The organism is Delftia sp. HK171 (genome assembly GCF_001886655.1).
GTDB lineage: Bacteria > Pseudomonadota > Gammaproteobacteria > Burkholderiales > Burkholderiaceae_C > Comamonas > Comamonas acidovorans.
This window is the reverse complement of sequence record NZ_CP018101.1, coordinates 1,080,725-1,099,227: the sequence shown is the minus strand read 5'-3', so window position 1 is coordinate 1,099,227 and position 18,503 is coordinate 1,080,725. Positions and strand designations below refer to the sequence as shown.

Here is an 18,503-nt window from a genome sequence, read left to right as displayed (position 1 = left end):
GGGACGGGCGGGGCACCGATAATCCTGCACTTGCTGCGGCACCGCCGCCTGCCCCAAGCCATGAATCTTCTTGCCCTAGACACCAGTACCGACACCCTCTCCATCGCCGTGCAGCGCGGCGATGCCGTCTGGGAGCACAGCGGCCCCGGCGGCCCGCAGACCTCGACCGAGCTGATCCCCGCCATCCTGGCGCTGATGGCCCAGGCCGGCCTGGAATTCGCCGAGCTGCAGGCCATCGTCTTCGGCCGGGGTCCGGGCTCGTTCACAGGCCTGCGCACGGCCTGCTCCGTGGCCCAGGGGCTGGCCTTTGCCGCCCGCGTGCCCGTGCTGCCCATGGACAGCCTGCTGGCCGTGGCCGAGCAGGCGCGCGTGCAATACGGCTGCACCGACCTCATCGCCGTGATCGATGCGCGCATGAACGAGGTCTACCACGCCGCCTACCACTGGAGCGACGGCCGCTGGAACGACATTGGCGAGCAAAGCGGCGACTTCGGCCTGTGCGCGCCCGAGGCCCTGCAACTGCCGCCCGGCACCGTGGTGGCCGGCAACGCCCTGGCCGCCTACGGCGAGCGCCTGGCGCCCCAGGCCAGTCACCTGGCCGCCCTGCCCACCGCCGCCGCCATGCTGCGCCTGGCCCCGGCCCTGCTGGCGGCCGACCGAGCCTTGCCGGCCGACCAGGCCCTGCCGCGCTACATCCGCGATAAAGTCGCGCAGACCACGGCCGAGCGGGAGGCTGCCAAGGCGGCCGCCGCGCTGGCCCTGGCCACGCCCACTCCAGAGGCCAACCCACCCGCACCATGAGCACGCACACGCCACAGCCCTCGCGGCCGCAGCCGCCCCTGACCGACGCTCCGGCGCCGGAGCGGGACAGCGTGCGCTTCGAGCCGCTGAACGTGCTGTCGCTCGACATGCTGCTGCCCGTGGAGCAGCAGGCCTACTCGCATCCCTGGTCCCGTGGCAACTTCATCGATGCCATGGCGGCCGGCAATGAAGCTCAGCTGCTGGTCGATGCCCGGGGCGAACTGGTGGGCTACTTCGTCGCCATGATCGTGCTCGACGAGGTCCACCTGCTCAACATCACCGTGGCCCCGTCGCGCCAGCGCCAGGGCTGGGCCCGCATCCTGCTGGACGCGCTGGCCCTGTGGGCGCGCCAGCGCAAGGCCCAATGGATCTGGCTGGAAGTGCGCGAGAGCAATGTCCGCGCACGCAGCATCTACGCCGCGCATGGCTACCAGGAGGTGGGCCTGCGCAAGAACTACTACCCCATGCACGACGGCCCGCGCGAGCATGCCGTGCTCATGAGCCTCAAGCTATGGCCCTGAATCTAGACACCCGCCAGCGGGCCATGCTGCACGCCATGGGCATCACCGTCTGGCTGCCCGAGCCCGAGACCGCACCCGCCGTGCTGTCCGAGGCCCTCGCTGCGCCCACCGATGCGCCTGCAGCGGCGCCCCTGGCATATCCGCCGGTGGCCCGCCCCGTGCCGCCGCCCGTGCAGGAGGCGCCCCCCCCGGCGCCTGCTGCACCGTCGCCCGTCGCCGCGCCAACGCCCGCACGCGTTCAGGCGCCTGTCCAGGCGCCACCGCCTCCCGCACCCGTGCACGCCTCTCCCGCACCCGTCATTCCCGAACGCGAACGCCCGCCGCGCCGCTACGTGCAGCAGCCCGTGGCCGGCGCCCCGGGCCTGGGCTGGCGGCTGGGCCCCGTGCGGCCCGTGTATGCGGCAACGCCGCCTGCCGGTGATGGCGGCGAAGGCGGCTGGCTGATCCTGCTGGAGCCGCCCGCCAACTCCCTGCCCCTGCCCCCCGCCCAGCGCCCCGGCCCCGACTGCGCGCGCACCGCGCTGGAAGGCGACGCGGCCCGGCTGCTGGACAACATGCTGCGCGCGCTGAACCTGCAGGACCATCCGCGCCTGTACAGCGCCGCCCTGCACCGCGTGCAGCCTGCGGCCGAAGGACAGGAGGCGCCCGAGGTCCCGGCGCTGCAGCCATCGCTGGAGGCGCTGCTGCGCGATCTGCGCCCGGCCTGCGTGCTGGTGCTGGGCCTGGCCACGGCGCGCGCCGTGCTGCAGCGCCAGGAGGCGCTGGGCCGCCTGCGTGCCGAGCCGCACCGCATTGCGGGCGTGCCGGCCGTGGTCAGCTACGACCCCAACTACCTGCTGCGCGCGCCCCAGGCCAAGGCGGGCGCCTGGGCCGACCTGTGCCATGCCCAGGCTTTTGTGACAGGCCGCCAGATGCCCCCTGGAGCCGCTTCCGAATAGCGCAGCCGGCCCGCATGCTGCAGCGCAACGCTGCATAATCCAACGCTTTGCATCTTGGAGAAAGCTCCGTGGAAACCTACCCCAGTTGGTAGCTTTCAACTCCCGGTTGGCCTGTGGGGTTGAAAGCACCTCCGATACCCCGCACGCCTGAGAAGAACACCTGGAGTGAGCCTATGCTCAACATCTTTACGCTGGCCAATGGCCGCCTGGTTCAAGAAGAGATCGAGTCGCTGGAGGAGCTGTCCCGCTTCAAGCCGATCTGGGTGGACCTGGAGTCGCCCACGGTCGAGGAAAAGCGCTGGATCAAGCAGCACTACGAGCTGTCCATCCCCGAGGATGCGATGGACGACGACATCGAGGAATCCGCCCGCTTCTACGAGGAAGACAACGGCGAGCTGCACATCCGCAGCGACTTCCTGATCGACGATGACGAGGACCCGCGTTCGGTGCGCGTGGCCTTCATCGTCAACGAGCACAACAAGAACCTGCGCAGCTGCGGCGTGCTTTTCTCCATCCACGACGAGGACGTGCCCGTCTTTCGCCTGCTGCGCATGCGCGCACGCCGCGCGCCGGGCCTGATCGACGAGGCCAAGGACGTGCTGCTCAAGCTCTTCGACGCCGACGCCGAATACTCGGCCGACACGCTGGAGCGCATCTACGACGACCTCGAAAAAGCCAGCCAGATGGTGCTGTCCGGCGACGTGACCGACGACGTGGCCCGCGAGGTGCTGGGCGCCATTGCGCGCCAGGAAGACTTGAACGGCCGCATCCGCCGCAACGTCATGGACACGCGCCGCGCCGTCAGCTTCATGATGCGCTCCAAGATGCTCAATGCCGAGCAGTTCGAGGAAGCGCGCCAGATCCTGCGCGACATCGAATCGCTGGACAGCCACACGGCCTTCCTCTTCGACAAGATCAACTTCCTGATGGATGCCACGGTCGGCTTCATCAACATCAACCAGAACAAGATCATCAAGATCTTCTCGGTGGCCAGCGTGGCCCTGCTGCCGCCCACGCTGATCGCCAGCGTCTACGGCATGAACTTCAAGTTCATGCCCGAGCTGGAATGGGAGTTCGGCTACGTCTACGTCATCGGGCTCATGGTGCTCAGCGCCGTGGGGCCCATGCTCTACTTCCGCAAGCGCGGCTGGCTGAAGTAGCGGCAGCCGGCCCCCCTCGGGCCGGAACGCCTTCTCAGGCCAGCGCCACGGCCTCGATCTCCACCTTCAACCCGAAATGCAGCGCCCCCGTGGGCACCACGGCGCGCGCGGGCCGGTGCGTGCCGGCCCAGTCCGCGTAGATGCGGTCGAAGGCCGGCCAGTGCGCCATGTCGTCCAGGTACACGCGCACCTGCAGCAGCCGCGGCACACCGCTGCCGGCCAGCTCCAGCGCCGCTGCCAGGTTGGCCAGCGCCTGCCGGGCCTGGTCCTCGAAACCGGCATCCACCAGGCGCGTGCCGTCGGGCCGTATGGGCAGCTGCCCTGACACGAAGACCAGCCCCTGGCCCGTGGCCGTGTGGCTGTAGTGGCCGCCCGGCGCAGGCAGGTTCGGCGATGCATGGCGCAGATCGATCCCGTTTTCACCAGCCATGGAGCCGCTCCCAGGCTTGCACCGAGCCATCTGCCGCCAGCGCCTGGTAGGCCGGGAACTGCGCGCCCGTGGCGCAGGCATGGTTGGGCAGGATGCGCAGCCGCGTGCCCAGGGGAAAGCGCGTGGCGATGTCGGCCTCCGCCGCGCCATCGGCCCGGGCCAGAATGCCGTGCTCCTGGTTGGCGCCCGTGAGCACGAAGCCCGGCATCACCCGCCCCTGCAGGTCGCAGACCTGGCCGTAGCCGAAATCCTGTTTCTGCCGGGCCGTTCCGCGGTCGCGGCTCATGGCCATCCAGCCCGCATCCACGATGGCCCAGCCCTTGTCGGCCTGGTGGCCGATCACGGTGGCCAGTACCGACAGCGCCACGTCCTCGGCCGTGCACACGCCGATGTTGCGCATCACCAGGTCGAAGAACACGTAGACGCCTGCGCGCCCCTCGGTCACACCGTCCAGCCGGCTGGCCGCCAGCGCCGTGGGCGTGGAGCCCACGCTGACCACGGGGCACGGCAGGCCGGCCGCGCGCAGGGCCTCGGCAGCCTGCACGCAGCCGGCGCGCTCGCGCTCGGCCAGGGCCTGCAGCGCCTCGGGCGTGTCCAGCTCGTAGCTGGAGCCCGCATGCGTGAGCACGCCGCCCAGGCGCATGCCGCCGTCGTGCAGCGTGCGGCCAATGGCCAGCAGCAGCGGCGTATCGTCTGCGCCCACGCCAGAGCGGTGGCCGTCGGTATCGATCTCTATCCACACCTCGAAGGTCTCGCCCTGCTCGCGGCCAAAGACGGCAATGGCCTGGGCCGCCGCCACGCTGTCCACGATGAGCTTGAGGTCGCAGCCGCGCCGGCGCAGTTGCAGGGCCTGCGGCAGGCGGTGCGGCGCCATGCTGACTGCATAGAGGATGTCGGTGGTGCCTGCCGCAAAGAACTGCTCGGCCTCCTTCAGGGTGGAGACCGTGATGCCCGAGGCCCCGGCCGCACGCTGCGCGGCGGCCACGGGCACGCTCTTGCTGGTCTTCACATGGGGGCGCAGGCGCACGCCCTGCGCGTCCATGCGCTGCTGCATGCGGGCGATGTTGCGCTGCATGCGGTCGAGGTCGATCACGGCAGCGGGCGTGTCCAGCGTCAAAAGGGTGTCTTGCATGGGGGCTCCTGAAAAAGACTTGGCACAGTCAGCGGCCTGCGGCAAAGCCGCGCAGCCAGGGCAAGGCGGGGGCCAGCGTGGAAGCTTCAGCTTCGGCGGCAGGCGCTCCATCGGGCCGCGACAGACCCACGCGGTTGTGCCAGAAGGTGCGCAGGCCCACGGCCGAGGTGCCGAACAGGTCATAGCCCGATCCGGCCACGAAGGCGGCCTGGTCCGCAGGCAGCCCCAGCCGGTCCAGCGCCAGCTGGTAGGGCCGGGGGTCGGGCTTGTAGAAGCCCGCTGCTTCCGAGGTCACCACCACGTCCCAATCCACGCCCAGCAGCGCGGCGGCGCGCAGGCCCAGGCGCTCGGAGCAATTGGTCACCACAGCCAGGCGGCAGTGCGGGCGCAGGGCGGCCAGCAGCTCGCGCGCGCCATCCCAGGGCTGCAGCTGGTCCCATTGCGCCTCCAGCCGGTCGGCGACCGAGGCAGGCAGGCCCCGGTTGCGGGCCGCCTCGCGCACCAGGTCCTCATAGGGCTGGTAGGCGCCGCAGCCATAGGTCAGGCGCAGGTACTCGGCACGCCAGTCGCGCCCGGCAGCCTCGCTGCCGGCAGCGCTGTTCCAAACCGTCCAGGAGTCGAGCAAGGCGGTCAGCAGGTCGAAAAGCACGGCACGGGGCCAGGCGGCGGCGGTCGTTTCCGTCAGTGGGGCTGGGGTGTTCATGGCCTGGAACTGTACGGATGGAACCTGTGCCCGTGGTTAAATCCGCCGTCATCAATCGTTAAGGCAAATTGAATGATTGCCATCGAAGACCTGCAGCTTGCCGCCGCCCTGCTGCGCGAAAGCTCGCTGAGCGCCGCAGCCCGTGCGCTCGATGTGACGCCACCCGCCCTGTCCATGCGGCTGCGCCGGCTGGAGGCCGAACTGGGCCTGTCCCTGGCCAACCGCAGCGCGCGGCGCCTGGCGCTGACGCCCGAGGGCGAGCGCTTCGCCCGCGAGGCCGTGCGGCTGCTGGGCCAGATCGAGGAGCTGCGCGACTCGCTGCACGGCGATGCCCGCCAGCTGGGCGGCACGCTGCGCATTGCCGCGCCCTTTGGCTACGGGCGCAGCCGGCTGGCCCCGGCCCTGGTGCCCTTCACGCGCCAGCACCCGCAACTGAAACTGCAGCTGGACCTGCGCGAAACGCCCTTCCCCGACCGCCACGATGCCGACGCCGTGGTCCACATCGGCGCGGTGCGCGACTCCTCCTGGGTGGCGCGCGAGCTGGCCGCCAATGACCGCTGGCTGTGCGCCAGCCCCGACTACCTGCGCCGCCACGGCACGCCCGCCACGCCGCGCGAGCTGCTGCAGCACGCCTGCATCTGCATCCGCGAGAACGAGGAAGACGTGACGCTGTGGCACCTGCGCCCCGCCGCCAGCCGGCGTGCCGCGGACGGCCAGACCCTGCGCGTGACGCCGTCCTACGTCACCAATGATGGAGGCGTGGCCCGCCACTGGGCCGAGCAGGGCCTGGGCCTGGTGCTGCGTTCGCAATGGGACATGGAGCAGGCCGTTGCCGAGGGCCGGCTGGTGCGCGTGCTGCCCGACTGGCATTTCGGCAGCGCGCCCGTCACCCTGCTGGTGCCCACGCGCAAGGGACGCACGGCGCGCGTGCAGGCCCTGGTGAAGTTTCTGGAGCAGTGCGCCGCAGCGGGCGCGCTGTAGTGCAGGTCAGGCCGTGCGCGCGGACCTGTCCCGGGCATCGCTGGCACCGTCGGCGCCCTGGCCGCGCTCGCGCAGCCACAGCACCAGGCCGCAGACCATGACCACCAGCTGCGTGCCCACCAGCAGGCTGAAGCCTGCGACGAAACCGCCACCGGCCGAATGCGAGGTCCAGCCGATGACGGCGCCCATGAGCGCAGGCATGAAGCCCGCCACCAGGGTCGCCGTGCCGTTGACGACGCCGTAGGCGCTGGCCACATGCTCGGGCCGCGCGCAGTACTGCACGGTGCTGGGAATGGCCGGGCTCATCAGGCCCCAGCAGAAGTTGGCGGCGATCAGGCAGTAGGCCGCCGCGTAGCGGTCTTCCATGTGGATGGCCAGCCAGATGGCCAGCGCCAGGCCCAGGCTGCCGCCGACGAAGATCAGCGGCACCTGGCGGCGCGGCAGGCGGTCGATGACGATGCCGCCGACCAGCACGGCCAGCACCGTGGCGTATTGGGGCAGCGAGGCCAGCCAGCCCATCTCGCGCAGCGAAAAGCCGCGCGACTCCAGATAGGCCGGCAGCCAGTTGCTGCTGCCCCAGAGGTAGGAGAAGAAGGCCGCCGACAGCACGGCCACCAGCACCAGATAGCGCGTGTGCATGGCGCCGCGCACGATCTGCCCGACCTGGCCCACGGCCTCGCCCAGCGAGCGCGGGCGCGGCATGCCGGTGTCCACGCGGGGCATGCGGATGAAGGCCAGCACCAGCGGGATGCCGATGGCCACATTGATCAGGCCCAGCACGTGGAACGAGGTCTGCCAGTCATGGCCGGCCACCAGGTAGCCGATCAGCGGGTAGCCCACCGCCAGCCCCAGGCCCGTGCCCATGTTCACGAAGGAGTTGGGCAGGCCGTTCTCGTGGCTCTGGAAATGCGCCTTGATGTAGCTGCCCGCCAGCGAGTACAGCGGCCCTTCGGAGATGCCCAGCAGGATGCGCGAGGCCAGCAGCAGGCCATAGCTGTTCATGGCCGGGGACAGAAAGGACACGGCGCCCCACAGCAGCAGGCCGACCACCAGGCTTCGGCGCACGCCGAAGAGCGCCGCGCAAAACGGCGTCAACACGAAGGAAGAAACGCCGTAGCCCACCATGAAGGCCGTGGCCAGCAGGCCCTGGCGCGTGCGGTCGTCGTGCGTCAGCCCGATGTGGTCCAGAAATCCCTGGTCGAGGATGAGGATCGAAAGGTTGATCCGGTCCACATAGGAGATGGCGACGATGATGAAGAGGCTGATCACCCCCCACCAGCGGGCCGCACGCATATCTTTCATGGCAAGTCTCTATCGCCCGATGGGCTGTATCAGAAGAAGTGGCGCACGCCCACCTCGAAGCCGGAGGAGCGGCCGCCCAGCGTGGTGCCCGGGGCCGACAGGCCCTGCACGCCGATGGATTTGGCCGCGCCGTCCTTGTTCTTGAGGAAGGCCACCGTGCCGTAGACCTGGGTGCGCTTGGACAGGTTGTGCCCGTAGCCCACGCTGATCTTGTTCCAGTCGGCATTGCTGCCGTCGGTGTTGTAGTGGCCGTAGGAGGCCTTGAACTCGCCCATGCCCACGGGCGCGGTCACGCCCAGCTGCAGGGCGGTGACCTTGAGCGCGCCGCGCTTTTCGCTGGCCCACAGCAGCATGGGCTTGGCCACGCCGAAGTCCCAGCTCAGGCCCACGTTGCTGGCCGTGAGGTTGGTCGCATCGCTGTCGCCATAGAACTTGCCCGTGGCCAGCGCGCCGTTGAAAGGGCCCTGGCGGTAGCCGAAGCGCAGGCCGCGGTAGTCGCCCTGGTTCTTGTTGGGTGCGCTGCGCGCCTGCTCGCCCATGGCCACCTGCACCTGGCCGTAGAAGCCGCCCAGGTTCTGCGGCAGGAAGTAGCTGACCGCGTTGCTGATCTGGATGGGCGCGCCGCCCGTGGCCGTGCCCGTGCCGGGAATGCCCAGCATGGTGAAGCCCATGGTGCCGCCCACGCCGTTGGTGAGGAAGGGGTCGAAGATCAGCGTGCTCAGGAAGGTGGCCGAGTCATCGCGGCCCAGGCGCACTTCGCCGAAGTCGCCCGACAGGCTCACGGTGGAGCGGCGGTTGAAGCTCAGGCCGCCACCGCTGGCCTTGCCCGAGCCGCTGTCCACGTCCATGCCCGCCTCCAGCCAGAAGCCCGCACGCAGGCCGCCGCCCAGCTCTTCCGTGCCGCGAAAGCCGAGGCGGCTGATGTTGGCGCCGCCCGTGGACAGGCCGGTCTTGGAGGGGCCGGAGCCGTTCAGGTGCGTGACGCCGACATCGACGACGCCGAAGATCTCGACCTTGGACTGCGCCGAAGCGGCACCGGGCAAGGACGCCAGGCAGGCTAGCGCCACGCCCAGCATGGGCGTATGGATGGTTTTCATGGGGTTGTCTCCTCTGGGGTGGTGGCTTGGGGGGCTTGGGGGTGGTGGGTTGTTGCCGTGCAGGTCTGATTGCCTGCTCAGATATCGAGCACTAAACGTTCGCTCTTGCAGCCGGAAACGCAGACCATCATCACTTTGTTGCTGGCCTTTTCCTTGGGGCTGAGCACCGAGTCGCGGTGGTCCGGAATGCCTTCGAGCACGCGCGTCTCGCAGGAGCCGCAGACGCCTTCGCAGCAGCTGTGGTCCATCTGGATGCCGGCATCCAGCAGGGTGTCGAGCAGCGACTTCTCGGGCGTGATCTCGATGAAGCGGCCGCTGCGCTTGAGCTCCACCGTGTAGTTGCTGCGCGCGTCGTCGGCGGCCTTGACCTCCACGGGCGTGAAGCGCTCGACGTGGGCGTTGGCGTGGCCCAGCTCGGCGCAGAACTTCTCGAAGGCGTCCAGCATGGGCGTGGGGCCGCAGGCGTAGTGGTGCGTGCCCGCGTCGGGCTGGCGCCGGGCCAGCAGCGCGCGCAGGTCGGGCGGGCCGCCGGCCTCGCTGTCGAAGTGCAGGTGCAGCGGCATGCCCAGCGCCTGCAGCTCTTCCAGGAAGGCCGCACCCTTGCGCTCGCGGGCGAAGTACAGCATCTCGAACGAGCGGCCCTGGCCCTTGAGCCGGCGCGCCATGCACAGCAGCGGCGTGATGCCGATGCCGCCGGCCACCAGCACGGTGTGCGCGGCGCTTTCGTCCAGCGCGAAATGGTTGCGCGGCTCGGAGATGGTGATGGGCATGCCCACGCGCAGCGACTCGTGCACGCAGCGCGAGCCGCCTCGGCTGGCGCGGTCGCGCAGCACGCCGACCACGTAGCGGTGGCGCTCTTCGCTGGGGTTGCTCAGCGAGTAGCTGCGCACCAGGCCGTTGGGCAGGTGCAGATCGATGTGCGAGCCCGGCGTGAAGGCGGGAAGCTCCCCGCCCGCCACGGGCCGCAGGTCCACGCTGATGGTGTCCTGGGCCTCGAAGCGCAGCGTGTGCACGAAGGCCTGGAGGTTGGTGCTCATGATGCGGCGCCTTCGTCGATCTGCTCCTGGGCCAGGCGGCGCAGGTGGCGGCGCAGGCGCACCAGGCCGATGTCGTGCTGGTAGAGGTTCTCGCGCTCGTTGGCGTCCAGCTCCATCTGCTCCATCATGATCCGGTCCTGCTCCAGCACGGCCCAGTGGCGCGCCTCCAGGCGGTTGCGGTACAGGAAGCGCCAGGTGTCGCGCATCCAGCCCTGCACCTTGCGGCAGCGCCAGAAGAACACGGCGCACAGGTCGGCGCTGATGGGCGTGACGCAGGCCACGATGGCGAAGTTGCCGCCGGGGCCGCCGGTCTTGGGATAGGGGATCTCCAGGCGCATCCAGTGCACGCCCGTGCTGCCCCACTCGGTCCAGTCGAAGTTCACGCCGCGCTGGCCCACCTTCTCGAAGACGAAGCCGTCATCGGTCTCGCGCACCTGGAACGTGGCCTTGCTGTCGCCCTCGGCCATGGAGTGCGACTGCTTGTGCAGGAAGGTGCCGTGCATGGGGTCCATGACGTTGTCCAGCGCATAGCGGTAGTCGCTGCGCCACTCGGCATAGCACAGGAAGTTGGAATACTCGGGCGAGGTCAGCTCCTCGGGCAGCGTGAACTCGGGCGCCTCGTCAACAGCCTTGTCGCTGTTGTAGAGAAAGATGGCGCCATGGGCCTCGCGCGCATGGAAGGCCAGCGCCGCGCGCGAGCCTTCGAGCTTGCAGCCGGGGCTGCCGGGGACCTTGGTCACCGTGCCGTCGCCGCGCACTTCCACGCCGTGGTAGGGGCAGGCCAGGCGGTCGCCCAGGATCACGCCCTGCGACAGCGGCGCGCCGCGGTGCGGGCAATGGTCTTCCAGCGCGTGGACCTGGCCGGCGGCATCGCGCCACAGCGCGATCTTGCGGCCGAAGCGGCGCACCGACACGGGCTGGGTCTTCACGAAGTCCGAGGGGCAGACCGCGTACCAGAGGTTCTTCAGGCCTTTGTTGAGCAGGCCGTCCACCGGATCGATGGTGATGGTTTGTACGTTCATGGGGCTCTCCAGTCCTGCTCGGTATCAATAGCCCAGCCGCGCCATCAGCGCCTGGAAGCTGTCTTCGGTCCAGGCCTGGCCGTTCTCGCCGGCGGGGCCGCTGCGGTTGAGATAGGCCACCAGTTCGGGCAGGGTCTGCACGCCTTCGCCGAAGGCGCGTTCGATGGAATCGCCCAGCAGGTCTTCCATCAGGGTGGGGGCACGTTCGCGCGCCTGGTGCGGCTCGAGATAGCGATCAGCGGCCATGGTTCTCTCCTTCGAAAACTGTCTTGAATCGTGGTTCGGCTTCATTGCCCGGAGCGTCGCCCGCCACCCATATCGTGTGAAACCGGCGCAGCCCGACCTCAGGGACACCGAGGAAGGGCCGCCCCGCACCGAGGGTGTCGTCCCCCTTGGGGAAGGCGCGAAGCGACTCAGGGGGTAGGTCATTTAGTCAGCGCGGATATCCAGGTCTTTGATGAGCTTGCCGAAGCGGTTGAAGTCCGCTGCATTGGTCTTCTCAAGCCTCGCGGGCTCGCCGCCTGCGGGCAGCGCGCCGAAGGTGGCCATCTTGGAGACCACGTCGGGCATCTTCAGGATCTCGTTGAGGTGCGTGTTCAGCAGCTTCACGGTCTCGGGCGACATGCCCTTGGGGCCGAACAGGCCCTGCCATGCGGACACTTCCACGTCCTTGACGCCCAGCTCGGCCAGGGTGGGCACATTGGGGGCCAGCGCGCTGCGCTGGCTGTCTGCCACGGCCAGGGCGGTGACCTTGCCGCCAATGTAGGGCGCAATCGGGCCCCAGGTCATGAAGGTCGTGGGCACATGGCCGCCGATCAGGTCGTTGACGGCAGGCGCCACGCCCTTGTAGGGAATGTGGGCGATGCGCGTGCCGGCGGCGCGGTTGAACATCTCGCCCAGGATGTGCATGGGCGAGCCGCTGCCGGGGCTGGCGTAGGTCAGGCCGTCGCGCTTGCCCTGGGCGATCAGGGTCTTCATGTCCTTGATGCCCGAGGCCTGATTGGTGGCCACGAACATGGGCTGCACGCTGGTCTGCACGATGGGCGTGAAGCCGTGCAGCACGTCGTAGCTGGAGCCCGAGGCCGTCTTGAGCACGAACTGCGCAATGGCGAAGGTATTGGGCGCCAGCAGCAGGGTGTAGCCGTCCGGCGCGGCCTTGGCCACATGCACGCTGCCGATGGTGCCGCTGGCACCGGGGCGGTTGTCCACCAGCACGGGCTGGCCCAGGCGCGTGGACAGCTTCTCGGCATACAGGCGCGCCATGGCATCGGTGTCGCCACCGGCCGGATAGGCCACGATGATGGTGATGGGCTTGGCCGGATAGGCCTGGGCCATCGCGGTGCCGGACAGCGTGGCTGCAGCCAGGAATGCAGCGGCAAGAGAAACCTGGCGACGTGTCTTGTTCATGGTGGGGGCCGTGGGGTGGTTGGGTTGTGGGGTGAGCCGTCAGGCGCGGTCTCAATGCCGCTTGTCGGTGATGAATTTCCCGTCGCTGGTACCCACGCCCTTTTGGCGCCGGGTGTTGCCGTCGATGCCGCCATCGATGGCCCATTCGGCAAACACCGTGGGGCCGGGCTCGAACTCGCGCGGCTGCCAGTCGGCGGTGAGCTGGTCCTCGTCGGCGTAGTACTCGACCAGGGCGCCGGCCGGATTGCGGAAGTACCAGAAATAGGCCGAGGACACGGGATGGCGGCCCGGGCCCAGCTGGGTATCCCAGCCGCAGCGCGAGATGTGCATGCCGCCGCCGAAGACCTCGTGGATGTCGCGCACCGTGAAGGCCACGTGGTTCAGGCCCGCGTCCTTGGCCGGGCGCTGCAGCAGGAAGATGTCGTGGTGGCCGCCGTCAGGCGCGCAGCGCAGGAAGGCGCCGCGCTCGGGGTAGCGGTCCGAGGCCGCGAAGCCGAAGTTGTCCACGTAGAAGCGCTCGCAGGCCTGCACATCCTTGACGAAGAACACCACATGGCCGACCTCGATGGGCTGGGCGCGTTCGTAGGCCGGGCTGGCCTGGTTGACGCGGTCCTTGCGGTTCCAGGTGTTGTAGGCGGCGCCTTGCACATCCACATCACGCTTTTGCGTGACCTGCAGGCGCATGGACAGGCCGTTGGGGTCGGTGCAGCCTATGCGCCCCTGGCCCTGTGTGAAGCCCGGCAGCGCGGCGATGCGGCTGGCGTACAGCGCCAGATCGGCCTCGCTTTCCACACCCCAGACCACTTCGCGCAGCGTGGGGCCGGCCTCGATGGCGGGCGGCAGATCGGGATGGTCCACGGCGGCCACGATCACGCGGCAGCCGTTGAGGGTCTCGAACACCAGCCGGTCGTCCGCTTCCTGCACCAGCGCCAGGCCCCAGTCCAGGAAGAAGCGGCGGCAGGTGGCCAGGTCGTCCGCGCCGTAGGTGATTTCGTCTATGCCCAGTACGCTCATGTCGTGCTCCTTCAATTTGCCCAAGCGATGGGGCTCTCGTTCAAGCCCCAGTACATGCTCTTTTGCTCCATGTACTGCTGTATGCCCAGCCGTCCCTTCTCGCGGCCCAGGCCGCTGTCGCGCCAGCCGCCGAAGGGCGTGGAGATGGAGAACTGCTTGTAGGTGTTGATCCAGACCGTGCCGGCCTGCACGGCGCGGCCAATGCGCCAGGCGCTCTTGTAGTTGCGCGTCCAGATGCCGGCGGCCAGCGCGTAGACGCTGTCGTTGGCCTGGGCAAGCAGGTCGTCCTCGTTGTCGAAGGGCATGGCCACGAGCACGGGGCCGAAGATTTCCTGCTGGCAGATCTGCCAGTCGTTCTTCACGCCGTCGATGATGGTGGGGCGGTAGTAGTAGCCGCGCTCGAACTGAGCGCCCTCAGGCCGCTGGCCGCCCGTGAGCAGCCGGCCGCCTTCGGACAGGCCCAGGGCCACATAGCTCTCTATGGATTCGCGGTGCTTGGCGGTGATCAGCGGCCCCATCTGCGTGCGCTCGTCGGCCGGGTCGCCCACCTGCAGCGCGGCGGCCTTGGCCGTGAGGCGCTGCATGAATTCGGCATGCAGGCTGCGCGCCACGAACAGGCGCGAGCCCGCAATGCACGACTCGCCCGAGGAGCTGAAGATGCCGTAGAGCACGCCGTTGACGGCATGGTCGATGTCGGCATCGGCCAGCACCATGGTGGCCGACTTGCCGCCCAGCTCCAGCGACACCGGCATCATCTTGTCGGCCGCGATGTGGGCGATGTGCTTGCCCGTGGACGTGCCGCCCGTGAACGACACGCGCTTGACCAGCGGATGCTTGGTGATGGCATCGCCGATCACCGAGCCCCGGCCCGGCAGCACGCTGACCAGGCCCTTGGGCACGCCGGCCTCTTCGCAGATCCTGGCCAGCTCCAGCGCCAGCAGCGGCGTGGCCTCGGCGGGCTTGACGACCACGGCGTTGCCGGCGGCCAGCGCGGGCGCCAGCTTTTGCGCCTCGCTGGCGATCGGCGAGTTCCACGGCGTGATGGCCGCCACCACGCCCATGGGCTCGTACACGCTCATGGTCATGAAGTCGCCGCGCGAGGGCGTGATGGTTTCCTCCATGGTCTCGCAGGCGGCTGCAAAGAACTGGAAGGTGGCGGCGGCGCTGGCCACCAGCATGCGTGTTTCCTTGATGGGCTTGCCGTTGTCCAGGCGCTGCAGCTGGGCCAGGGGCTCGGCGCGCTCGCGGATCAGCTGGGCCACGCGGTGCAGCACGGCCGCGCGCTCATGGGGCTTTTTCTGGGCCCAGCCGCTGGTGCGGAAGGCGTGGTCGGCCTTCTGGATGGCCTCCTCCACATCCTCCAGGCTGGGCGCGCGCAGGCGGCCCACCACTTCGCCGGTGGCGGGATAGAGCGTGGTGGATTCGCCGCCGCCGCCCAGGCGCCATTCGCCGGCGATATTGATGGGGAGCAGTTCCAGGTTCGACATGGTGAGCCTCTCTCGTTCGTTCGAATCCAGCCGCCTCAGGCGGCCTTGGTGGCCGTGCTGGTGGCCGGGATCTGGTCCAGCTTGTTCACGGGCGGGCCCGAGAACGTGGCCTTGAAATTGCCGATGGCGCGCATGTCGATCTCCAGCAGGAAGGGGCCCTTCTTCGGCCAGGCCGAGGCCAGCACGGCGGGCAGCTCGTCAAGGTTCTGCACGCGGGCATGGGGCAGCTGGATGGAAGCGCACAGCTGCGCGTAGTCGGGCGTGTGCAGTTCCACATAGCAGCGGCGGCCGCCGTAGGAGGCGTCCTGGATGTTCTGGATCACGCCGTAGCGCTGGTCGTTCATCAGCACGATCAGGGTGTCGCACTCTTCCTGCACCAGCGTGGCCAGCTCGCCCAGGTTCAGGATGAAGCCGCCATCGCCCGCCAGGCCCAGCGTCTTGCGGCCCGAGCCGCTGACCGCCGCGCCCACGGCCGCGCCGATGGCCATGGGCATGCCCATGCCGATGCCGCCGCCCGTGGCGTGCACGCCCGCGTTGGGCTCGAAAAAGCGCAGCTCGCGGTTGCCCCAGGTGCTGTTGGAGACGGTCACGTCACGCACCCAGTTGAAGTTGCGGCCCACGGCCTTTTGCAGCTCCTGCACCAGCACGCTGTACGGGCCCAGGCCGTCGCGCATGGTGGCCACGGCCTCGTCGTGCACCTGGCGCAGATCGGCCAGCAGCTCGGGGTCGGCCTTGTAGCCGCGTGCCTCCAGCCGGTCGGCCAGGCCCGTCAGCGCCAGGGCCGAGTCGCCGCAGACAAAGCCGTCATCGGCATAGCAGCGGCCCTGCTGGGCGGCGTCCACATCGATGCGCAGCAGCGGGCGCGGCAGCTTCAGTTCGTACTTCAGCGTCTCATTGCTGCGCAGGCGCGTGCCCACGGCCAGCATGGCGTCGCAGCGCTGGTAGAAGGCCTCCACGGGCTTTTGGATGTTGTAGGCGCCCAGCGAGGCCGGATCGTCCTCGGCCACGATGCCGCGGCCCTGGCCCGTGCTGACGATGCCGAAGCCCAGCGCCTTCAGACGCTGCACGGCAGCGACTGCGTGGCGTGCGCCGCCACCCAGCCACAGCAGCGGGCGGCGTGCCTTGGCCAGCGTGTCGGCCAGCGCATCCAGCGATGCCTCGCTGGGTGCCAGCACGGCCACCGGCAGCGGCGACAGGTCGGCCGGCATGTCGATCACGGTCTGCTGGATGTCGATGGGAATCTCCACGCTCACCGGGCCCGTGGGCGCGGTCATGGCGGCCTGCACGGCGGCCTTCAGGGTGGACAGGCAGGTCTCGGCGCTGCGCACGCGGAACGCCGCCTTGGACACGGCGCCCAGCATGGTCAGCTGGTCGGGCGCCTCGTGGATGTACGACAGCTTCTGGTCCAGGTACTGCGTCTCGATCTGGCCCGTGATGTGCAGCAGCGGCGTGCCGGCCGTATAGGCCTCCACCAGGCTGCCCGCAATGTTGCCGGCGGCCGGGCCGGTGCTGGTGATGCACACGCCCAGGCTGGAGGTGGAACGCGCGCAGGCATCGGCCATGTTGCCGGCGCCGGCCTCGCCGCGCGCCATCACGAAGCGGACATGGCCGCGCGCATTCATCGCGTCCAGGATGGGCATGTTGTGGATGGAGATCACCCCGAACGCGGCCTGCACGCCGCAGTGTTCGAGGAACTGGGCCACAACGGCGCCGACGGTGATTTTGGATGCGGAAGAAGTCATGTTCTGCTTTGAATCGGGTGAAGGGGCTGGAGCACTACGCTTGCCGTGCAAGACCACCGGAGACGTCGATGTGGCTGCCGGTCGTGTAGGAGGACAGGGGCGTGGCGAGATAGAAGATGGCGCGCGCGGCCTCGTCGGGCGAGCCCAGGCGGCCCAGCGGAATGGACTTCTTGCGGGCGAGGTCGGCGCTCCAGGCGTTCCAGTCCTGGCTGCGGTCCTCGCGCGCCTCGAAGCGGCGGCGCCACTGGCCGGACTCGATCAGGCCGACCAGGATGCCGTTGACGCGCACGCCCTTGGGCGCGAACTCGGTGGCCATGGAGCGCACCAGGTTCTTGAGGCCGGCGCGCGCGGCCGAGGTGGCCACCATGTGCGGCTCGGGCTGCGAGGCCAGCAGCGAATTGACGCAGACGATGGCCGGCTGCGCCGTGCGCTCGAGCTGCGGCAAAAAGGCGCGCGTGGGATGCAGCACCGAGAAGAACTTCAGGTGCAGCTCCTCGGTCCAGGCCGCATCGTCGGTGCTGGCAAACGTCGAGACCCGGCCCTGGCCCGCGTTGTTCACGAGGATGGAGGCCGGACCCAGCGCAGCCTCGCTGTCGCGCGCGAATTGCTGCACCTGGGCGGCGTCGAGCACGTCGCAGGCCTGGGCGAACAGGCGGGCCTCGGGATGGCGCCCGCGCAGCTGCTGCACGGCCTGCTCCAGGCGTTCGGCGCTGCGGCCGCACAGGGCGACACGCGCGCCCTGCGACAGCAGCAGATCGACCGTGGCCAGGCCAATGCCCGAAGAGCCGCCGGTGACGACGGCCGTGGTGTCCTTAAGTTGGGAATCAAACATGGCCGCCTCCTGCGCGCCGGGAATTGAGGGAAAGCAGCTGTGCCGTCTGCGTTTGCGTTTGCGTTTGCGGGCGGTAGTTCAGCAGCTCGGACAGCTCGGCCGCCGCGTCGCAGACGCCGGCGATCAGGGTCTCGGCACGGCCCTCCTCCACATGGGGCGCGGGGACCGTCGTGCCCAGCGCCGCCACCACGCGGCCGCTGTGGTCGCGCACGGGGGCGGCGATGGTGCAGATGGAGCTTTCGTAGAAGCCTTCGCTGAACACATGGCCGCGCTCGCGGTCGGCCTCGACCAGGTTGAACAGGTCCAGCACCGTGCGCGGCGTCTTGGGCGTGTGCGCTTCCAGGTGCTCTTCGGGATAGAGCGCGCGCAGCTCGGGCAGGGACAGATCGGCCAGCAGCACGCGGCCCAGGGCCGTGGCATGGGCGGGCAGGCGCGTGCCCACGCGTACCGAACTGGTCAGCGGCGTGGGCGGCGTGACCTTGGCCACGTAGACGATGGAGCGGCCGTCGCGCACCACGATGTTGCAGGGATAGCGGATCTCGCCGCACAGCCGCGCGATCACGGGCTGGCCCAGCTCGGTCAGGTCCATGGACGACAGGAACTCGAAGCCCAGGCGCAGCACGGACAGGCCCAGCCGGTAGTCATTGCTGCCCTCGGCACGCTGCAGAAAGCCCATGGCCTCCAGCGTGTTGAGCATGCGGAAAATCGTGGCGCGCGGCAGCTGCAGGCGGCGGGCCAGCTCGGGCGCGCCCAGCGTGGCATTGCCGCGCCCGAACTCCTGCAGCAGGCGCAGGCCGCGCTCCAGCGCGGGCACCATGTACTTGTCGGCGCCGTTGTCCGCGCTCTCGGCGCTCTCGGCATTCCCGGAAGGGGTGGTGTCGTTCATGGCGAAACCCC

The 18,503-nt window shown here is 69.3% G+C and carries 19 protein-coding genes; 5 read left to right on the top strand and 14 right to left on the bottom strand.

Annotated elements, in window-relative coordinates:
* Positions 1-60 precede the first annotated feature (60 nt).
* The 4 genes from tsaB to corA all read left to right on the top strand — a co-directional run bounded on the left by tsaB (position 61) and on the right by corA (position 3,420).
* Positions 61-801 (top strand): tRNA (adenosine(37)-N6)-threonylcarbamoyltransferase complex dimerization subunit type 1 TsaB, encoded by a 741-nt coding sequence (gene tsaB, locus BO996_RS05015; protein ID WP_013804495.1) that lies wholly within the window; start codon positions 61-63, stop codon positions 799-801.
* Positions 798-1,322 (top strand): ribosomal protein S18-alanine N-acetyltransferase, encoded by a 525-nt coding sequence (gene rimI / locus BO996_RS05010; protein WP_013804496.1) that lies wholly within the window; start codon positions 798-800, stop codon positions 1,320-1,322. The genes tsaB and rimI overlap by 4 nt, the downstream gene beginning before the upstream one ends.
* The gene (locus tag BO996_RS05005) at positions 1,313-2,260 is read left to right on the top strand and encodes a uracil-DNA glycosylase family protein (protein WP_071954174.1); all 948 of its coding nucleotides are present in this window, start codon (positions 1,313-1,315) and stop codon (positions 2,258-2,260) included. Before rimI ends, BO996_RS05005 begins: the two co-directional genes overlap by 10 nt.
* Before the next feature lie 173 nt (positions 2,261-2,433).
* Positions 2,434-3,420 (top strand): magnesium/cobalt transporter CorA, encoded by a 987-nt coding sequence (gene corA / locus BO996_RS05000; RefSeq protein WP_013804498.1) that lies wholly within the window; start codon positions 2,434-2,436, stop codon positions 3,418-3,420.
* Between the two features lie 34 nt (positions 3,421-3,454).
* Here the strand turns inward: corA and BO996_RS04995 are convergent, their stop codons facing one another.
* From BO996_RS04995 to BO996_RS04985, 3 genes are read right to left on the bottom strand one after another with little or no spacing between them, the layout of a single operon-like run.
* On the bottom strand, positions 3,455-3,850 hold the full coding sequence (locus BO996_RS04995) for a RidA family protein (protein ID WP_012202904.1): 396 nt from the start codon (positions 3,848-3,850) through the stop codon (positions 3,455-3,457).
* Positions 3,840-4,982: a DSD1 family PLP-dependent enzyme gene (locus tag BO996_RS04990; protein WP_071954173.1), complete on the bottom strand. Its 1,143-nt coding sequence runs from the start codon at positions 4,980-4,982 to the stop codon at positions 3,840-3,842. Before BO996_RS04990 ends, BO996_RS04995 begins: the two co-directional genes overlap by 11 nt.
* A 28-nt stretch (positions 4,983-5,010) precedes the next feature.
* Positions 5,011-5,685 (bottom strand): HAD family hydrolase, encoded by a 675-nt coding sequence (locus tag BO996_RS04985; protein ID WP_071954172.1) that lies wholly within the window; start codon positions 5,683-5,685, stop codon positions 5,011-5,013.
* Positions 5,686-5,757: 72 nt separating this feature from the next.
* Here BO996_RS04985 and BO996_RS04980 point away from each other — a divergent pair, with 72 nt between their 5' ends.
* Positions 5,758-6,666: a LysR family transcriptional regulator gene (locus BO996_RS04980; protein WP_071954171.1), complete on the top strand. Its 909-nt coding sequence runs from the start codon at positions 5,758-5,760 to the stop codon at positions 6,664-6,666.
* 6 nt (positions 6,667-6,672) lie between these two features.
* Here BO996_RS04980 and BO996_RS04975 read toward each other — a convergent pair whose 3' ends face one another.
* The 11 genes from BO996_RS04975 to BO996_RS04925 all read right to left on the bottom strand — a co-directional run bounded on the left by BO996_RS04975 (position 6,673) and on the right by BO996_RS04925 (position 18,492).
* Positions 6,673-7,968, bottom strand: coding sequence for an MFS transporter (locus tag BO996_RS04975; protein ID WP_071954170.1), 1,296 nt, complete (start codon positions 7,966-7,968; stop codon positions 6,673-6,675).
* A 29-nt stretch (positions 7,969-7,997) separates the two neighbouring features.
* A complete protein-coding gene (locus BO996_RS04970; protein ID WP_013804504.1) occupies positions 7,998-9,065 on the bottom strand; it encodes a porin in 1,068 nt (355 codons plus the stop codon).
* A 77-nt stretch (positions 9,066-9,142) separates the two neighbouring features.
* On the bottom strand, positions 9,143-10,102 hold the full coding sequence (locus BO996_RS04965) for a PDR/VanB family oxidoreductase (RefSeq protein WP_071954169.1): 960 nt from the start codon (positions 10,100-10,102) through the stop codon (positions 9,143-9,145).
* Positions 10,099-11,124, bottom strand: coding sequence for an aromatic ring-hydroxylating oxygenase subunit alpha (locus BO996_RS04960; RefSeq protein ID WP_012202896.1), 1,026 nt, complete (start codon positions 11,122-11,124; stop codon positions 10,099-10,101). Before BO996_RS04960 ends, BO996_RS04965 begins: the two co-directional genes overlap by 4 nt.
* 24 nt (positions 11,125-11,148) lie before the next feature.
* Positions 11,149-11,370, bottom strand: coding sequence for a recombinase-like helix-turn-helix domain-containing protein (locus BO996_RS04955; RefSeq protein WP_012202895.1), 222 nt, complete (start codon positions 11,368-11,370; stop codon positions 11,149-11,151).
* Between the two features lie 183 nt (positions 11,371-11,553).
* Positions 11,554-12,531: a Bug family tripartite tricarboxylate transporter substrate binding protein gene (locus BO996_RS04950; RefSeq protein WP_013804505.1), complete on the bottom strand. Its 978-nt coding sequence runs from the start codon at positions 12,529-12,531 to the stop codon at positions 11,554-11,556.
* Between the two features lie 51 nt (positions 12,532-12,582).
* Positions 12,583-13,545: a VOC family protein gene (locus BO996_RS04945; protein ID WP_071954168.1), complete on the bottom strand. Its 963-nt coding sequence runs from the start codon at positions 13,543-13,545 to the stop codon at positions 12,583-12,585.
* An 11-nt stretch (positions 13,546-13,556) separates the two neighbouring features.
* Entirely contained in the window at positions 13,557-15,032 is a 1,476-nt protein-coding gene (locus tag BO996_RS04940) for an aldehyde dehydrogenase (RefSeq protein ID WP_071954167.1), read from the bottom strand.
* A gap of 35 nt (positions 15,033-15,067) precedes the next feature.
* Positions 15,068-16,774: a thiamine pyrophosphate-binding protein gene (locus tag BO996_RS04935; protein WP_071954166.1), complete on the bottom strand. Its 1,707-nt coding sequence runs from the start codon at positions 16,772-16,774 to the stop codon at positions 15,068-15,070.
* Positions 16,775-16,808: 34 nt separating this feature from the next.
* Positions 16,809-17,606: an SDR family oxidoreductase gene (locus BO996_RS04930; protein ID WP_016452046.1), complete on the bottom strand. Its 798-nt coding sequence runs from the start codon at positions 17,604-17,606 to the stop codon at positions 16,809-16,811.
* On the bottom strand, positions 17,599-18,492 hold the full coding sequence (locus tag BO996_RS04925) for an IclR family transcriptional regulator (protein WP_013804509.1): 894 nt from the start codon (positions 18,490-18,492) through the stop codon (positions 17,599-17,601). The genes BO996_RS04930 and BO996_RS04925 overlap by 8 nt, the downstream gene beginning before the upstream one ends.
* Between the last annotated feature and the right edge of the window lie 11 nt (positions 18,493-18,503).

What these genes read in the sequence shown, in the direction of transcription:
- tsaB (WP_013804495.1), top strand. Translation starts at nt 61, where the DNA reads ATGAATCTTCTTGCCCTAGACACCAGTACCGACACCCTCTCCATCGCC.
- rimI (WP_013804496.1), top strand. Translation starts at nt 798, where the DNA reads ATGAGCACGCACACGCCACAGCCCTCGCGGCCGCAGCCGCCCCTGACC.
- BO996_RS05005 (WP_071954174.1), top strand. Translation starts at nt 1,313, where the DNA reads ATGGCCCTGAATCTAGACACCCGCCAGCGGGCCATGCTGCACGCCATG.
- corA (WP_013804498.1), top strand. Translation starts at nt 2,434, where the DNA reads ATGCTCAACATCTTTACGCTGGCCAATGGCCGCCTGGTTCAAGAAGAG.
- BO996_RS04995 (WP_012202904.1), bottom strand. Translation starts at nt 3,850, where the DNA reads ATGGCTGGTGAAAACGGGATCGATCTGCGCCATGCATCGCCGAACCTG.
- BO996_RS04990 (WP_071954173.1), bottom strand. Translation starts at nt 4,982, where the DNA reads ATGCAAGACACCCTTTTGACGCTGGACACGCCCGCTGCCGTGATCGAC.
- BO996_RS04985 (WP_071954172.1), bottom strand. Translation starts at nt 5,685, where the DNA reads ATGAACACCCCAGCCCCACTGACGGAAACGACCGCCGCCGCCTGGCCC.
- BO996_RS04980 (WP_071954171.1), top strand. Translation starts at nt 5,758, where the DNA reads ATGATTGCCATCGAAGACCTGCAGCTTGCCGCCGCCCTGCTGCGCGAA.
- BO996_RS04975 (WP_071954170.1), bottom strand. Translation starts at nt 7,968, where the DNA reads ATGAAAGATATGCGTGCGGCCCGCTGGTGGGGGGTGATCAGCCTCTTC.
- BO996_RS04970 (WP_013804504.1), bottom strand. Translation starts at nt 9,065, where the DNA reads ATGAAAACCATCCATACGCCCATGCTGGGCGTGGCGCTAGCCTGCCTG.
- BO996_RS04965 (WP_071954169.1), bottom strand. Translation starts at nt 10,102, where the DNA reads ATGAGCACCAACCTCCAGGCCTTCGTGCACACGCTGCGCTTCGAGGCC.
- BO996_RS04960 (WP_012202896.1), bottom strand. Translation starts at nt 11,124, where the DNA reads ATGAACGTACAAACCATCACCATCGATCCGGTGGACGGCCTGCTCAAC.
- BO996_RS04955 (WP_012202895.1), bottom strand. Translation starts at nt 11,370, where the DNA reads ATGGCCGCTGATCGCTATCTCGAGCCGCACCAGGCGCGCGAACGTGCC.
- BO996_RS04950 (WP_013804505.1), bottom strand. Translation starts at nt 12,531, where the DNA reads ATGAACAAGACACGTCGCCAGGTTTCTCTTGCCGCTGCATTCCTGGCT.
- BO996_RS04945 (WP_071954168.1), bottom strand. Translation starts at nt 13,545, where the DNA reads ATGAGCGTACTGGGCATAGACGAAATCACCTACGGCGCGGACGACCTG.
- BO996_RS04940 (WP_071954167.1), bottom strand. Translation starts at nt 15,032, where the DNA reads ATGTCGAACCTGGAACTGCTCCCCATCAATATCGCCGGCGAATGGCGC.
- BO996_RS04935 (WP_071954166.1), bottom strand. Translation starts at nt 16,774, where the DNA reads ATGACTTCTTCCGCATCCAAAATCACCGTCGGCGCCGTTGTGGCCCAG.
- BO996_RS04930 (WP_016452046.1), bottom strand. Translation starts at nt 17,606, where the DNA reads ATGTTTGATTCCCAACTTAAGGACACCACGGCCGTCGTCACCGGCGGC.
- BO996_RS04925 (WP_013804509.1), bottom strand. Translation starts at nt 18,492, where the DNA reads ATGAACGACACCACCCCTTCCGGGAATGCCGAGAGCGCCGAGAGCGCG.